Here is a 15,322-nt window from a genome sequence, read left to right as displayed (position 1 = left end):
CCTCGGTTTAACCGGCGTTCAGCCGTCGATGGGCAAGCATTGGCCGTTGTTGGAGCAGAACTCGGCCGGGTCGCAGTCGGTGTTTTCCTGGCATGCACAGGTGACGTCGTTGAGCGTCTCGTTGTTGTCCTCTTTGCACTCGTTATGCTGCTGCTCGCCGGCCTCGTTGCCGTCGGCGACGGCGCGCACCGAGATGGTCTGGCCGGCCGGGTCGGGCGCGTCGGCCCACACGTACTCGATCGTTTCACGCCCGCCGGGGGGCAAGTCCTGGGTGGTCACCAGCGTGGTCAAGAACTGCTCGGTGCCGTCGACGGTCACCCACACCGCGATCTCGACGCCGGCGCGCACGCCCTGGGTGCCGCGGTTGGCCACGGTCAGCCGCAAGGTCAGCCCGTTGCCGTCGCATTCGGTCTTGACGTTGGTGATCTGCAGGTCCGGGGCGTTGAACAGCCCCTCGCCCTGCACGTTCTGGCGGAAGTTGTTGAGGTAATCGAGCTTCCAGTTGGCCTTTTTGCCGATGGGGATGGCGCCGACTTTGTTCTGGCGCCCGGCGCACAGCTGGTCGTCGCTGCCGTCACACACGTTGGTGACGTGATATGAGTACTCGTTCCACACCGGGCGGGTCGACACCCAGCGGTTCTCCTTGTCCTCGATGACCAGAATGCCGCGTTCCTCGCCGCCCAGGGTGCCGTAGTCGGGCCAGTTGTTTGCGCAGCCTCTGCCCACGCTCGAGTAGTCGTTGGAGATGAGCACGATTTCGGCGTGGTAGTCATTGTCGACGTCGACGATCACCGGCAGCTCGCGGGTGGTGCCCGACGAATGCGAGCGCTTGAACAACACCTCGGTGGTGCCGTCACCATTGCCGGCGCCGTCATACACGCGGATAAAGCATTCGTCGGCGTAGATCACCTCGGCTTTGCCGTCGCCCTGGAAGTCGAAGACCGACGAGCCGGTCTCCCGGCTGGACAAGTCCTGGGAGGCGTGTTTCCACATCATGGTGCCGTCGGTGTCGTAGACCACGTAGAAGCAGGCACCGGCGGCGCCGATTTCGGGGGCGCCGTCGCCGTCGAAGTCGGCCACGGTGGGCGCGCCGATGCCGCTGGTGTTCGAGCACGTCGAGTCGGAATGAATCGGGTGACCGGTCCCCGGCAGGGTCGCCGTCCAGATACTCTCGCCGGTCTGGCCGTTGAACAACTCGATCTCCCTGCCGCGAGTGCGCACGACTTCGGGGACGCCGTCGAGTTGGCCGAAGAGGCGCTGGCCGTTGGTGAACGTGCCGAAGTCACCCACCGCCGGGAAGCCGTTGTCGCCATCGTCGTAGTTCCAGTACTTCGGGCAGGTAAACCCGCCCTGACCGTCTGGCTCGAAGTCGAACGCGCCGTTGGCGGCGATGATCTCTTGGAAGCCATCGTCGTCGAGGTCGGCGGTCGTCGAGTTGAGCGGGGTGTTTCGAATCCCGGTGCCCTCACATAAGGGGGTGCCGGTCATCCCGGCGAACACGCCGTTGGCGCCCACGATCTCGACTTGGCCGTTGGCGTCGAGGTCGACGAGGGAGGCGCCGTCCCAACCCATCGCGTGCGAGCCGGTCTCCCACATGACCGCCCAGCCGGTGGTGTGGTCGTCGATGGCGATCAGCCCGCTAGAGTGCGGGCGCACCGCCACAATCTCATTGCGTCCGTCGGTGTCGATATCTCCGATGGCCAGCGAAGCCGACCCGGCGACGTGCTTGGCGGGATCGGTCAAATCGAAGATCGGCTGATGGGTCTCCCCGTCGATGGCTCGCAGCACGCTGGGGCCGTTGTAGGCGCTCCCCTGGAACGTCGAGAAGACGATATCCGGCGAGCCGTTTTCGTCGATGTCGATGACCGCCGGGGTCATCATGACCTGTTTGTACTCGGGCGCAGGCGTGTTGGCGTCGTCCTTCCAGGCCAGGTCGACCTCCGGGTCGAAGACCTGGGTGGGGGGGCGCCACTCGCACACGATGCCCGGGTCGGGGATGCACTTGCCCAAGGTGGGCTCACAGATCTGGCTGCTAGTGCAGTCGCGGTTGGTCTGGCAGTCGGCGCCCGGAGTCACGCACGAATCTCGCAGGCACAACTCGTCGCTGGCGCAGCACTCGGCAGCGCACTGATTCTCGGGGGCGCACTGCTCGGCGTCGGTCTCGACATCGGACGCGTCGTCCGATGAGCCATCCAGCGAGCTATCCTGGGCGTCCAAGTCGCTGCTGACGTCGCTTGCGTCGGCACAATCGCCGTCGACGCACCAGCCAGCGTCCTCCTCGGTTTGGGAGTTATTCGCACCGGTGGCCGTCGTTTCATCACATCCACCACAGGCGGTGGCGAACGTGAGCGCTGCGATTGGCGCCATCAGCATCCATCTACTACTCATAGGTACTCCCAAAAAACATCTCAAAAAGCATTCGGGCGATTGTCTCGCCGGTTGGATCGAAAGTTCTACGGAAACGTATTGTTGAAGCGGCGGAACGGGTACAGCAAGAGCTCTTGTTCCTGGGCGTCCCACACCGCAAAGGGCCAAAAGTTCTCTTTGCCCAAGAGGTACGTCCTTTGGAGCATCTCGTCCTGTGTCTCTTCGTCGGGCGGGGGCTCGTTAGCCCACATCTGCTCGTCCGGGTTGTCGCCCTCGGCCCACAAGACATTCGCCCACTGGTCGTTGACCCATTCGTGCGAGTCGACCCGCTGGCCGTTGGCCCAGATGGTCACCCTCGCCTGGGCGTTGGCGTAGAAGTCGGCGATGCTCCAGACCTGCGCGCCGATGTGGTAGTAGCGCCGGTCGGTTTGCGCAACCGTCATGATCTCGCGGTGAGCGCCGCTGACGCTCAGCGAGTGGATTTCGGCCCCCGAACTGCTGCAGTTGGCCATGTCGTAGCGCTCGCCGGCCTCGCCGGTGGGGTATTCGCCAAAGCCGAGGCAGGCCTCGTATTTGTCGCCCCAATTCGGAGAGAGGTGATCGTCGTCGGTGGCCGTCAGGTGCAGGTTGAGGTCGGCGCCGCGCCCGTAGCCCACGTCGGTTCGAATCTGATCGCCGAGCGTGATCCACTGCAGATCGACGTACAGATCGGCGGTGGGGCGAGCGAAGAGCTCGAGCACCGTTTGCTGTCCCTCGCCGTCGCACATCGGCCGCGAGTTGGCGTTCAGGTAGTTCATGTGCACTTCGTAGACCCCTGCGACGTCGGTCTCGAACTGCAGTTTGCCCAGCGGAAAGATCGAATCGGACGGGGCTTCGAGCGTCGCGCGGCTGCCCGCCGGGGGCACCAGCCGGAAGACCGGCTTGCCCAGCCACGACGGCGTCGGGTTCATCTGGAAGTGAACGGTGCGGCCGCGTTCGACTTCGCCCGACCAGTTGGCGTCGACCTCGACCTCGGTGCGACCGTCGCCGTCGGCGTCTTCGGTCCACACCGTGGGCGCGTCGAGGGTGTTGGCGGTGCACGACTGAGACACCGAATGGCCAGTGAGTTGAATCGACGGGGTGGCGTCCGCGAACCGAGCCGGCTCGCCCAGCTCGAAGACGAGTTGCCGATTGATGGGTCCGTAGCCGGAGGGCACCACCGTATAGGTGACCTCCTGGATCTCACCGCTGGCCAGCTCGAATCGCTGCGTGGGCTGCGGGTCGAGCAGGTGCACGTCCGCGTAGACGACCGTCTCGGCTTTGTCGGGCTCGACCGATATGCCGAGGACCTCGATCGATTCATTGCCGCAGTTTTGGATGTAGACGCTGCCGGCGACCTGCGTGTCGATCATGCCCAGGTCGACGCCGGGCGAGACGGTGACGCAGTCGGTCTTCGGGATCAGTTCGAGCGTTGTCGTATGACTGCGGTAGTCTGCGTCGACGGTGGTCAGCTCGAGTTCGCCTCGCTGGTGGGATGTCTCCGAGAACGCATAGCGCGGGTTGTAGCTCACCGCGATGGTCAACTCTTCGAAGGCGCGAAGCTCGGCATCCTCCAGATCGCTCCCGCGGGTCAGGTGGAAGACACCGTCGCGCTCGAAGAAGTCGTTGATCGGCAGTCTGTTGGGATCTTCGATCGCGATATTGTCGAGCCGCAGGACGCTGTCGGTGCAGTTCGTCAGGGTGACCGCGTCGGTGACCTTCTTGAGGTCTTGGCCGGTGTCGAAGACCAGTTGGGTCTTCGAGACGCTGAACGGGATGCCGTCGGCTTGGCCTTCGGGATCGCACTGGGTGCTGACGGCCTTGCAATAACCCTCGTCGCAGGCTTCGCCGCGCCCGCACGCATACTCGCTCTCGACGGTGCCGTCGGCGTTGCAGGCGATGACCGAGCCCGCAAAGCATCGGCGCGCGCGGGGCGTGCAGACCTGCTCGAGCTCTTCGACGTCGCTCAGCCCCGTGTCTCGGACCTCGGGGCCGGGGATGCCCGCCAGATCACATCCCCACGCGAACAACACGCATATCGACACCAAGAGCACCAAAGGTGCCCATCGACGCCGGGTCGAGTCGGGGGATGTGCGGGCTCGAGTCACGCGCGTGCCTCTCGGAGAAGCGGCCAAAAGCCAACAAGTGCGTTGAGCACATTGAGACTGTGCGTTTTATTGTGACTCTAAATGGCTGGTTTTGCAATTTCGCCGCTATTCGACGGCGAGGCCGTCCATGATCTTGGCCGCGGCGCGCTCCATGAACGAGCTCGCCCCGCGGGGGACCCTGGGCAGGCCGGCGACGAGCTGGACGCAGTCGAAGCGGTGCGAGCCGCGAAGGTACCAACCCGGAAGGTAGGCCACGGGCTGGAAGCCGAAGTCGAGCAGGTCGATGAACGCCTGCTCCTGGTTGACCGGCAGCGTCAGGCGAATGTCGGAGACGCCTTTTTGGCGCACCTTGCTGGTGAACTCGCGAATGATCTCGATGGGATAGCGCCCCGCCGAGCTCTCGATGCTCACGTAGTTGCCCTTGGAGTGGTACGTCGGCCACACGCGCCCCGAGATGACCGGCATGCCCGTGCCCCGCGGCTCACCCACCGGGTAGGCCTTGGGGTACTCCATGTGCTGGTCGGCGTTGGGCAGCGCGTCGACGATCCGCGCGGCGAAGGGGAGCCGGCTGATCAGGTTGTCGGGCGGCTGCACCCGCGGGGCGCTGGCGTCGGGGTTGAAAAAGCCGAGCAGAAGCTCCGACTTGTCGAAATCACGTGATCCGGGCGCGGGCCGAAAGCCCCAGGTCGTCGCCCCGATCTTGCGGGCACGCTTGAAGGTGCGTTCGGTGCTCGCCCGAAAGTAGACCAGCCCGTAGGACTTGAAACCGAGCCGGCGCATCGCCTCGAACAAGGCTTTGCCCACCTCGCCGCGCTGCGGAATGCTGTCGACTGACAGGGTGCCGATTTCGAGGGACTGGTTCCACGCCTGCGGAAAGCTGATGCCGCAGCCGATGATGCGACGGTTCTGCGAGGCGATGACCACCGCCAACTCGCCGTCGCGCAGCAGACGCTCGACAGTCTGGCGCGAAAACATCTCCTGATGGGGGAAATCAGGGCCGTGGATCGCCCGATAAAAATCGGCGACGTGTTCGGCGTGTTCTGGACGGGCCAGCGTGAGCTTCATACGAATAACATCGTGCAGGGGGCTTACCGCTGCGTCGAGCTTTTTGACGCAACCGCCATTTTCAGTCGCCCCCGATCGATTGTCAACTATTGCGCCAAGTCGTCTTTCTTTGCGCCTGCCCACCACCATGCTACCTTGCCAAACGCACTGTGGGCACGAATGTTGTACGGGTTATTTGGCTTGAGGCGCCCCCCGAAGGCGCCGGCCCACGCGGTACGTTTGCAGTTGGACGCATTATGGTTTCTCCGGTCAAGACCGCCGTTCAGGATATTCGGCGACTTCGTGAAATCAGCGGGGTGCTCACCGGCCACGGCTTCTCGGCGGTGGCGCGCAGGGCGGGGCTGGGTCGCTTCTTGGGCGACTCGGGCGGCGCCGACGTCGTCGAGTTCGAGGACGACGGCGACCTGCTCGGCGGCGACCGCAGCGAAGCGGCAGTGCGTTTTCGCAACGTGCTCGAGGACCTGGGCCCGACCTTCGTCAAGCTCGGCCAGGTCTTGTCGACGCGCCCCGATATCCTGCCGCCCGAGTTCATCGACGAGCTCAAAAACCTGCAGGATCGCGTGCCCGCGCTAAGCTTCGAGCAGGTGCGCGAGCAGGTCGAGTCGAACCTCGACGGCGCCATCGAAGAGCTGTTCGAGGAGTTCCAGGAGAAGCCGCTCGCCGCCGCCTCCATCGGCCAGGCTCACCGCGCCGTGCTCCCCAGCGGGCGCGCGGTGGTGGTCAAGGTCCAGCGGCCCGGCATCTCCGAGAAAATCCGCAGCGACCTCGACATCCTCTACTACCTGGCGCGCTTTCTGGAGGCGACCATCGAGGAGGTCGAGCTGTACACGCCCACCGCCATCGTGCGCGAGTTCGAGCGCGCCATCCTCAACGAGCTCGATTTTCTCCAAGAGGCCCAGAATATCGAGGAGTTCGGCAACAACTTCGCCGAGATGCCCACCGTGGAGGTGCCCGAGGTCGAGCACGAGTACACGACCTCGCAGATCTTGACGATGGAGTTCATCGACGCCGACAAGCTCGCCAGCCTGGAGGGCGGCTCGGAGCGCGCTATTCGCGTGCTCGACACCCTGCTCGAGGCCATGGTCAAGATGGTGCTCTACGACGGGTTCTTCCACGGCGACCCGCACCCGGGCAACATCATGGTGCGCGAAGACGACACCATCGTCTTCATCGACTTCGGACTGGTCGGCCGCCTGAGCGAGAGCCAACAGGACGACCTCATCGACCTGATCTTGACCATCCTCACCGGCGACGTCGACGGCGTGTCGCGCTCATTGTTGAGCATGGGCTATCCCGTCGGCCGGGTGAACCTGCGCGAGTTCAAGGCCGACATCACGCGCATCCGCAACAAATACCTGGCGATGAACCTCGGCGACATCGAAGTCGGCGAGTTCGTCCAGGAGACGATGAACGCCGCCCAAAAGCACCGCATCCGCATCAACACGAATTACGCAGTGCTGACCAAGGCGGCGATGACCATCGAGGGCATCATGCGCGAGCTCGAGCCCGACATGGACATCATGAAAAAAGGCATGCCGTACGCCAAAAAGCTGGCCACCCGCCGGTTCTCGGCGCGCAAGGTGATGCAGGGCGTGATGAACTCGGCGATGGGCTTTTCGGGCTTCGTCCAGCAGATCCCCCAGCAGATGGACCAGATCTTGATGGATCTGGAGGGCGGAAACCTCACCATCACCATCAAAAACGAGTCGATCGACGAGATCGGCACCTTTTTGAACACGCTGGGAACGCGCCTCTTTTTGGGGATCATCGCCGCCGGCCTGGCGGTGGCCGCCGCGCTCATCCTGCGCGGCTACGACTATATGATCTCGGGCGTCTCGGTGATGATGATCGTGGGCATCCTGCTCGCCATCATCGCGCTGGCGCTGTTCTGGTGGGCGCTCAGTTGGCATATCGTGGGCGGCTCGGCCAGCTCGAAGCTTCGGCTCGAACCGTTCATGCGCCTGTTCCGCAAGAAGTGATGTTCCGCAAGAAGTAGACCCAATCCATGGCACAGCGCGCCGAAGACAAGACGGGACGACTCGCCCGCATCGGGGCGCTGCTGCTCATCCCTCTGACCATCCTCATTGGCGACTTCGAGTTTCGCTGGGTCCAGGAGCACGCCCGCGAGCCCATCGTCTTCTGGCCCTGGTTTCTGGGGTCGGTGGGCCTGTCGGTCGCGCTTTGGTGGGGCCTGGTGAGCCTGGTCAAAGGCTCGCGGCTTCGCTGGATTCTGCTGCCGCTGGTCGTCGTGCCGCTGGGCGTGCTCATCGTGGCGTCGTGGCGGTTTCGCACGCTTCGCCACTACGACCCGGCCGCCACCGTCGTCGCCTTCCTGCTCGAAGAGCCCCTCTACGCCATCGAACTCGCCATGGCCGGCGTCTCGCCCGGCTGGCTCGCCGCGCTCATCTTGCTGCCCATCGTCTGGCTGGCCGCCGCGCTCTACAGCGCGATCGACGACGCCGAGCCCGAAGCGCCTCGCCGCAACCGACGCCTCATTGCCGGGGCGGCGGTGCTGTCGGTGCCGCTCGTGGTGTGGACGACGTGGCCGTCGGTCGTCGAGAACCCGTGGACGCCGTACCCCACCGATATCCGGCTGCTCAAAGTCGGCGAGCAGGGCGTGAGCTTCTATGCGCAGGGGGTCAGTTCGATCATGATGCGGCCCGCCGAGCGCACCGAAGTCCCGCCCGTCGCCTCTGAGCCGAACGATCCGAACGAGCCGAGCGAGCGCCCGTCGGTGCTGTTGATCTTGGCCGAGAGCGTGCGCAATGACCGCACGCAATTGTGGGGCGAGCCGGGTCGTGCGACGACGCCCGCGATGGCCGGGTTCGCGCAGAGGCGGCCCGACGAGGTCTTCGCCTTCCAACGCCACACCGCCAACGCCGCCGCCACACTCGCCTCGGGCATGGGACTCCTGTTGGGCAAGCACTACGCCGCTCCGGCCGACGTGCTCCGGAGCGCGCCGGTCATCTGGCAATACGCCCAGGCCGCCGAGATGGAGACCTTTTTGGTCAGCGCGCAGCCGTGGGGCTGGGCGAACCTGACCGGCTTTTATATCGACCACCAGCCGCCCGACGCCTTCTGGGACGCCGAGGCGCTCGGCCTCGAAGTCGTCAACGACGCCGGCGGCGACGACCTCGAAGCCGCCGACAAGGTCGTCGAGCTCATCGGCGACGCCTCGGCCAAAGCCGAGCCCTTCTTCGGCATCTTCCAGCTCAACGCCACCCACTTCCCCTACCACGCGCTCGACGACGTCTCGTGGCCCATCGAGGGGTCGGTCGACCGCTACGACGCGGCGATGGCCCGAAGCGACGCGGCGGTCGGCAAGGTGCTCGACGCGCTCGAAGAGAAGGGCCGGCTCGACTCGACGGTGGTCATCTTCGTGAGCGACCACGCCATCGAGCTCAACGAGGCCAAATACCGCGCGGGCCACAAGGCCCTGCGCCGCGACGAGCCGGCGATGTTCCAGGGCGCGCGCGTCTCCTCGTGCGAGCCGGTCTACGCCCGAACCCCGATGCTGATGTACGTGCCCAAAGAATGGCAGCAGAGATTGGGCGTCGACCGCGGCGTCCTCGCCGCCAACACCGGTAAGCTGAGCTCCCACGTCGACATCTTGCCGACGGTGCTCGAGCTGTGGTCGATGCCGCCGGTCGTCGAGCCCGACGGCCAGAGCCTGCTGCACCCGGCGCCCGACGACCGGCTCACCTACTGCTTCACCGCCTCGCGCGTCCCCGAGGTGCGCGGCGTCGCCATCCACGCCGCCGACCGCTACGTCTACCTGCGCAAGAACCTGAACCGGCCGCACGCCTTCGACGTCGAGGGCCTCGAGTCGTTCGAGAGCCGGCGCATGGGCGAGCCTTTGGAGGCGCGCGACGAGGCGTTGATCGAGCGGGCGTGCCGGGAGTCGTCGGCCGCCCGGGAGGTCTTGGGCGAGCTCGACGAGAAGTTTGGATTGGCGGGCGTGCCTTGTGAGTGAGTTTTCGGTGCGAGTGCTTCCAGCTCTCGCCAACGAGGGCAAGATGAGGCTGTCGAAAGCCTTTGGAGGCAGGGCATCTTGCCCTGGGAGCAGGGCCGCACGCTCCTGCAACCAGCGCTGGAAGCACTGCCTCCAAAGGCTTTTGCGACAGCCTCGAGATGCTCCCGCACCGAAAAGGGGGCCGAGATGCTCGCGGTCGTCGCCGCCGAAGGGGGACCCTCGGCGGAAATGAGCGCGGTCGTCGGGATTTTCATGTGACCTTTGGACGGTACGAGCGCGGTCGTCGGGATTTTGGGGCGACCTTCGGGCAGGACGAGCGCGGTCGTTGGGCGCAGGGGTTCACCTTCGGCACGGGACGAGCGCGGTCGTCGGGATTTTTGGGTGACCTTCGGGCGTGACGAGCGCGGTCGTTGAGCGTAGGGGTTCACCTTCGGCATGGTACGAGCGCGGTCGTTAATAGTTATGGGTGACCTTCGGGCGGGACGAGCGCGGTCGTTCGGCGCGGGGGTGCACCTTCGATGTGGGACGAGCGCGGTCGTCTGCTCTTGGGGAGGAGTTGCGGCGGGGACGAGCGCGGTCGATCGAGGCGAGGGTGGAGTGACGATGGTGACGAGCGGCCTCGATCGGGGCGAGGGTGAGGGGCGGCGCGGGACGAGCGCGGTCGATCGCGGAGGCGGTGAGTTGCGGCGTGGGGCGAGCGCGGTCGATCGCGGAGGCGGTCGAGTCGCTCGGGCGGCGACCGCGTGCGTCCCGAGTGCGGCTTATCTTTTGAGGTGCGAGAACAACTCGCCGCGCACCGCCGGGTTGCTGATCTTCCAGATGGCGCCGTCGGCGAAGAAGTGGTGGATATTGATGAACGCGCCGATGGCGGCCTTGGTGTGGGCGAGCGTGACGCCGGCGCCGACGAGCGGCACGGTCCACTCGAGCAGGCGAGGGAAGCCCTCGAAGATGAGCACGCCGCTGCCGAGCAGGAGCACTGCGTAGCCGGCCAGTTGCAGCCAGGAGCGGCCGCCTCGGGCGTCGGCGTCGGCGGCTTGCTTCTCCTTGCGGTTGACCTCGACGCGCGCCGGGAAGAGCAGGTACTGCAGCGCGTGGGACAGCTGCACCCAGAAGATGGCGAACGGGTAGACCGCCAGGAGCGCGTACCACAGCCAGATCGACACGAACGGGATGAGCACGCGGATCGGCGGGGTGCGCTCGATGCGCTTGATGTAGCGGTACATCCCGTAGCCGCCCAGGATGATGCCGGCGCCGATCAAGATGATCGAGGCGGAGCGGTAGACCAGGTAGTACTTGGGCAGCAGCGTCTCGTGCAGCCCGTAGTCGGGCGGGTGGAACAGGAACCAGACGAGGTGCCAGACCAACAAGAGGCGCAGGCTGAGGCGCAAGAACTTCTTCTCGGAGTCGTCGATGGGCGCGCCGCCCAGGTACGAGAAGGTGGCCATCATCCCCCAGGTCTGGCCGGTGTAGTGCCAGGCCAGATACGCGCCGGCCGAGAAGAGCGCCAGGTTGAGCGGCATCTCGGAGTAGGGGGCGATGAAGATCGTGGCCAGGCAGTACGCGCCCAAGAGCAGCGGCATCCACTTGGTCGACCACGGGTAGCGCTCCACGGTCTCCTTGGAGCCATAGAGCAGAAAATAGGTCGCCATGAAGTGCGGCCAGTTGAGCAGGGCCGACAGGATGACGAATTGCTCGGCGACCTGGCTCGAGTTCCAGTTGGGCTCGACGAGCAACAGGAAGGTGATGAACCCGATGGACAGCCCGCCGATGGCCAGCGCGTCGACCCACGGGTGGAAGATCGCTTTGGGTTGTTGTGCGGTTGCTTGTGCCATGGGTCCGACTGCCTGCGGAAGCTCGTTACAGAAGCTCGAGCTTTTCGAGCTTCGGTTTGACGACCTCTTGGTAGGTCTTCTGGAAGACTAGCGCCTGACGCTGCGGGCTGTATAGGCCGAGTTGGACGCGCTCGGCGTCGGGCCACTTCGCCAGATCTTTGGCGTCGTCGCTCATCTCGTCCAGAATGGGGCCGGCGGCGTCGAGGTGGGTCTTCAGGGTCGTCTGCACGAGGTGCCGCCAGGCGTTCATCGTCGAGCGGGGGAAGCGCCCGAGCGACTTTTCGATGTAGATCCAGCCGAAATCTTGGTGGCCCTCTTCGTCCTCGACGGTCGCGTCGAGCACGGCGCGCACCGTCGGCTCCCCGCAGCGCTCGCGCAGGTCGGTGATGAAGCCGAACGACAGCGACTCGTTGATCGCCACCATGGTGATCGCGGTGTGCAGCGCGCGCTCGCCCATCGGCGCCCGCAGAAAGCGCTCGGGATCTTGCAGGGCGACCGGGTCGGGAAAGCGCGCCTCGACGCCCAGCGCGCCGCACATGCCGGCGCACAGCGCGGCGTGGCGTACCTCGTCTTCGATGAGGTCGACGCAGCCGGCGTAGACGTCGACGGGGTCGCCGGCGCCCAGGACCTCGGTCATGAACCGCGTCATGATCTGGGTGGAGCGAAACTCGGTCTGGAAACGCTCGAGCCACACGTGGCGCGCTTGGTGGACCAGGTCGTCGTCGAATCGAGAGGGGTCGAAGGCGTCGAAGTCGATGTCGACGCCCATCAGTTCGTCGTGAAAGTCGGCGAAGATGCCGCCGGCGAAGCTTGCTTTGTGGCTCATCGTTTACATTCCCGCGTCAACTTTACATTCGTCTTGGCCGCCGCCGCCCATCACGCACGTGCCGTCGCCGCAGTCGGTATACCATCCGTAGTTGCAGGCCACGCCCGCCGGGCAGAAGCACGTGTCGACCTGTCCGTCTTGGCAGCACGGCTCCCAGGTTCCATCGGGCTCGTCGGTGACGTCGGAGGTGTCGGCCGTGTCGGTCGTGTCGGAGGTATCCGAGGTGTCCGTCGTGTCGGTCGTGTCGGTCGTGTCCGACACATCGCCGGCGTCCCCGGTGTCGTAGCACCCCTGCGGGTCGTAGGAGCACGTGCCGTCGCCGCAATCGGTGTACATGCCGTAATTGCAGGCCATGCCGGCCGGGCAGAAGCACGAGTCGACGCGACCGTTCTCGCAGCACGACTCCCATCGGCCGTCCTGCGTGTCGGTCGCATCGTCGGCGTCGTCGGCGTCCGAGCCGGTATCTTCGCCGACCTGCCAGCCGGTGTCTCGGCCCTCAGAGGTGTCATCACTGCAGGCGGCGGCGCCCAGGCCCATCAGGGCGACCAAAAAGACGAGCAGCGACACACCGAGGCTGCCGCCGGCGACGTTGACGCAGCCGGCGAGCAGGAAGGCGGCTGCCAGGGCAAGTAGGAGTGGGGCGAGGCGTAATCGGAGTTTCATCGTGGTGGCCCGGGTGGAGTTGGACGGCTATGTGGGCAGGATATGTGAAGTTGGGGTGTGGCTCAAATAAGGTTCGTATTGTGATGTGTCTCCTCTCCACCCGTAGCGCAGCGAAGGGAGGGAGAGGATTAAGGAGAGGTGTCCTCTTCCGTGAAGCGGTAGCGGAACGGAGGAGGATCCAGGAGGAGGTGCTTTTGTCGGCGCTCGAAAAAGCCTCTCCCTCGGTCCCTCTCCACTTGCTTCGCTGCGTGGAAAGGGAGTCCTCTCCTCAATCCTCTCCTTCCCTTCGGGCGGAGAGGAGGCAGACGGCGTGGGCTCGGTCTAGAGGCTCGATTTCACGCCGCCCAAATGCTATGAACCACCCGTCCCGCAAACGGAGGAACGATGGCTATTTCACGCGAACAAGTCCTGCATATCGCCAGGCTCGCCCGGATCGAGCTCGACGAAGACGAGGTCGAGCATTACCGCGAGGATCTGAGCTCGATTCTCGACTACGTCGACAAGCTCGACGAGCTCGACGTGACCGATGTCGAGCCGACCACGCACGCCGTGGCGCTCGAGTCGCGGCTGCGCGACGACGAGGTCGAGCAGCGGCTCGATCACGACGAGGTGTTGCACAATGCGCCCGAGAGCGAAGCCGGGCAGTTTCGTGTGCCGAAAGTCGTGGAAGATTGATGGTGCCGAGTTGAATTGGCGAGTTGAGGGTGATGGACGATTCGCAACGCCTGCTACATAAGCAATTAAGGATTTGAGGGTTGCGAGTTGGGACGGATGGATGATTTGCAACGCCTGCTACATAAGCAATTAAGGACATAGGGGTTGCGAATCGTCCATCACCGTCAACTCGCAACCCCTATGTCCTTAATTGCCTATGTAGAGGGCGCCTCGATTTCTGAAGGCCTACAATAGATAACGTTATGAGCTTAAACGCAAAAACGATCTCCGAACTCATCGAGGCTTTCGAGGCCGGCGAGGCGACCGCGGAGGACGCGGCGGGCGCCGTGCTCGACGCCATCGAGGCCGGCGAGAACCTCAACGCCTTCATCAGCGTGCGCGAGCGCGACGCTGTGCTCGCCGAGGCGCGGGCGGTCGACGAGGCGCGCCAGAATGGCGCCGAGCTCGGCGCGTTGGCGGGTGTGCCCGTCGCCGTCAAAGACAACCTGTGCGTCAAAGGCGGGCAGACGACCGCGGCGAGTCGGATGCTCGCCGAGTTCGAGGCGCCGTATAGCGCCACGGTCGTCGAGCGGCTCCAGGACGCAGGCGCGATCTTGGTGGGCAAGACGAACCTCGACGAGTTCGCGATGGGCTCGTCGAACGAGAACTCGTTCTTCGGCCCGGCGCTCAACCCGCACGACCCCGAGCGGGTGCCCGGCGGCTCGTCGGGCGGCTCGGCGGTGGCCGTGGCCGCCAACCAGTGCGTCGCCGCGCTGGGGAGCGACACCGGCGGCAGCATTCGCCAGCCGGCGAGCCACTGCGGGGTGGTGGGCGTCAAGCCGACCTACGGGCGGGTGAGCCGCTACGGGCTCATCGCGTTCGCCTCGAGCCTCGACCAGGTCGGTCCGCTGACCCGCTCGGTCGACGACGCCGCGCGCCTGCTCGAGGTCATCTGCGGGTTCGACCCGCGCGACGCCACCAGCGCCCGGCGCGACGTGCCCAAGTTCACCGACGCGGTCGGCCGCGGCGTCGAGGGGCTCAAGCTGGGCGTGCCCAAAGAGTATTTCGCCTCCGAGGTCGGCGTCGACGACGAGGTCGGCGCGCTGGTGCGCGCGGCCATCGACGACCTCGAAGCCCAGGGCGCCGAGCTCGTCGAGGTCTCGCTGCCGCACACCGAGTACGCCGTGGCGACTTACTACCTCATCGCCACCGCCGAGGCCTCGAGCAACCTCGCCCGCTACGACGGCGCGCGCTACGGGTTTCGCGCCGAGGGCGAGGACCTGGTCGAGATGTACGAAAACTCGCGCTCCGAGGGCTTCGGCGACGAGGTCAAACGCCGCATCATGCTGGGCACCTACGTGCTGTCGGCCGGCTACTACGACCAGTACTACGGCAAGGCCCAACAGGTGCGCACGCTCATCCGCCAGGACTTCGACGACGCCTTCGACAAGGTCGACGCCATCGTCGCCCCGACCGCGCCGACCCCGGCGTTCGCACTGGGCGACAAGAGCGAGAACCCGCTGCAGATGTACCTGGAAGACATCTTCACGATCTCGTGCAACCTGGCAGGGCTGCCGGGCATGAGCGTCCCCTGCGGCGCGACCGCCGCGGGCTTACCCGTGGGCTTGCAGGTGCTCGCGCCGGCGTTCGACGAGGAGACGATGCTGGCGATTGGTGCGGTGGTGGAGGCATAAGCGGCGAATTCACCACGGGGGCCACGGGGACACGGAGAAAGGCTTTATGTAGCTGTCCCCAGTGTCTCCGCGCTCCCCGTAGTGAAACACTCGAGTTAGAAGAAGAAATGGCGAGTTCACCA

10 protein-coding genes are annotated in these 15,322 nt (G+C 65.2%); 4 read left to right on the top strand and 6 right to left on the bottom strand.

What is annotated here, in order from left to right:
* Positions 1-18 precede the first annotated feature (18 nt).
* The 3 genes from FIV42_RS08715 to FIV42_RS08705 form a co-directional block, all read right to left on the bottom strand.
* Positions 19-2,388, bottom strand: coding sequence for an FG-GAP repeat domain-containing protein (locus FIV42_RS08715; RefSeq protein ID WP_141197301.1), 2,370 nt, complete (start codon positions 2,386-2,388; stop codon positions 19-21).
* Between the two features lie 65 nt (positions 2,389-2,453).
* Positions 2,454-4,418 (bottom strand): hypothetical protein, encoded by a 1,965-nt coding sequence (locus FIV42_RS08710; RefSeq protein WP_141197300.1) that lies wholly within the window; start codon positions 4,416-4,418, stop codon positions 2,454-2,456.
* Between the two features lie 180 nt (positions 4,419-4,598).
* Positions 4,599-5,558, bottom strand: a complete 960-nt coding sequence (locus FIV42_RS08705; RefSeq protein ID WP_141197299.1) for a hypothetical protein — start codon at positions 5,556-5,558, stop codon at positions 4,599-4,601.
* Between the two features lie 236 nt (positions 5,559-5,794).
* Here FIV42_RS08705 and FIV42_RS08700 point away from each other — a divergent pair, with 236 nt between their 5' ends.
* Both FIV42_RS08700 and FIV42_RS08695 read left to right on the top strand, forming a co-directional pair.
* Positions 5,795-7,537, top strand: coding sequence for an ABC1 kinase family protein (locus FIV42_RS08700; protein WP_141197298.1), 1,743 nt, complete (start codon positions 5,795-5,797; stop codon positions 7,535-7,537).
* Positions 7,538-7,563: 26 nt separating this feature from the next.
* Complete coding sequence (locus tag FIV42_RS08695) at positions 7,564-9,531, top strand: sulfatase-like hydrolase/transferase (protein ID WP_141197297.1); 1,968 nt, start codon at positions 7,564-7,566, stop codon at positions 9,529-9,531.
* A gap of 761 nt (positions 9,532-10,292) precedes the next feature.
* On the opposite strand, the gene FIV42_RS08690 is transcribed toward FIV42_RS08695, so the two are convergent.
* Genes FIV42_RS08690 through FIV42_RS08680 form a run of 3 tightly spaced genes read right to left on the bottom strand, consistent with a single transcriptional unit; the run spans position 10,293 to position 12,852 of the window.
* On the bottom strand, positions 10,293-11,363 hold the full coding sequence (locus tag FIV42_RS08690; RefSeq protein WP_141197296.1) for a hypothetical protein: 1,071 nt from the start codon (positions 11,361-11,363) through the stop codon (positions 10,293-10,295).
* A gap of 25 nt (positions 11,364-11,388) precedes the next feature.
* Positions 11,389-12,189 carry a ferritin-like domain-containing protein gene (locus FIV42_RS08685; RefSeq protein ID WP_141197295.1) on the bottom strand — a complete coding sequence of 267 codons (801 nt, stop codon included), beginning with the start codon at positions 12,187-12,189 and terminating at the stop codon, positions 11,389-11,391.
* Positions 12,190-12,192: 3 nt separating this feature from the next.
* Positions 12,193-12,852, bottom strand: coding sequence for a hypothetical protein (locus tag FIV42_RS08680; RefSeq protein WP_141197294.1), 660 nt, complete (start codon positions 12,850-12,852; stop codon positions 12,193-12,195).
* A 384-nt stretch (positions 12,853-13,236) separates the two neighbouring features.
* On the opposite strand from FIV42_RS08680, the gene gatC reads away from it, so the two are divergent.
* Positions 13,237-13,527, top strand: coding sequence for an Asp-tRNA(Asn)/Glu-tRNA(Gln) amidotransferase subunit GatC (gene gatC / locus FIV42_RS08675; RefSeq protein ID WP_141197293.1), 291 nt, complete (start codon positions 13,237-13,239; stop codon positions 13,525-13,527).
* Between the two features lie 242 nt (positions 13,528-13,769).
* Positions 13,770-15,200: an Asp-tRNA(Asn)/Glu-tRNA(Gln) amidotransferase subunit GatA gene (gene gatA / locus FIV42_RS08670; protein WP_141197292.1), complete on the top strand. Its 1,431-nt coding sequence runs from the start codon at positions 13,770-13,772 to the stop codon at positions 15,198-15,200.
* Positions 15,201-15,322: the final 122 nt, after the last annotated feature.

This window comes from Persicimonas caeni (assembly GCF_006517175.1).
GTDB classification, from domain to species: Bacteria; Myxococcota_A; Bradymonadia; order Bradymonadales; family Bradymonadaceae; genus Persicimonas; species Persicimonas caeni.
The sequence above is the reverse complement of the archived record's forward strand: the minus strand, read 5'-3'. Positions and strand labels throughout refer to the sequence as shown.

Bases quoted from the DNA above. Each gene is read 5' to 3' on its own strand.
- FIV42_RS08715 (WP_141197301.1), bottom strand. From the start codon at position 2,388: ATGAGTAGTAGATGGATGCTGATGGCGCCAATCGCAGCGCTCACGTTC.
- FIV42_RS08705 (WP_141197299.1), bottom strand. From the start codon at position 5,558: ATGAAGCTCACGCTGGCCCGTCCAGAACACGCCGAACACGTCGCCGAT.
- FIV42_RS08700 (WP_141197298.1), top strand. From the start codon at position 5,795: ATGGTTTCTCCGGTCAAGACCGCCGTTCAGGATATTCGGCGACTTCGT.
- FIV42_RS08695 (WP_141197297.1), top strand. From the start codon at position 7,564: ATGGCACAGCGCGCCGAAGACAAGACGGGACGACTCGCCCGCATCGGG.
- FIV42_RS08690 (WP_141197296.1), bottom strand. From the start codon at position 11,363: ATGGCACAAGCAACCGCACAACAACCCAAAGCGATCTTCCACCCGTGG.
- FIV42_RS08685 (WP_141197295.1), bottom strand. From the start codon at position 12,189: ATGAGCCACAAAGCAAGCTTCGCCGGCGGCATCTTCGCCGACTTTCAC.
- FIV42_RS08680 (WP_141197294.1), bottom strand. From the start codon at position 12,852: ATGAAACTCCGATTACGCCTCGCCCCACTCCTACTTGCCCTGGCAGCC.
- gatC (WP_141197293.1), top strand. From the start codon at position 13,237: ATGGCTATTTCACGCGAACAAGTCCTGCATATCGCCAGGCTCGCCCGG.
- gatA (WP_141197292.1), top strand. From the start codon at position 13,770: ATGAGCTTAAACGCAAAAACGATCTCCGAACTCATCGAGGCTTTCGAG.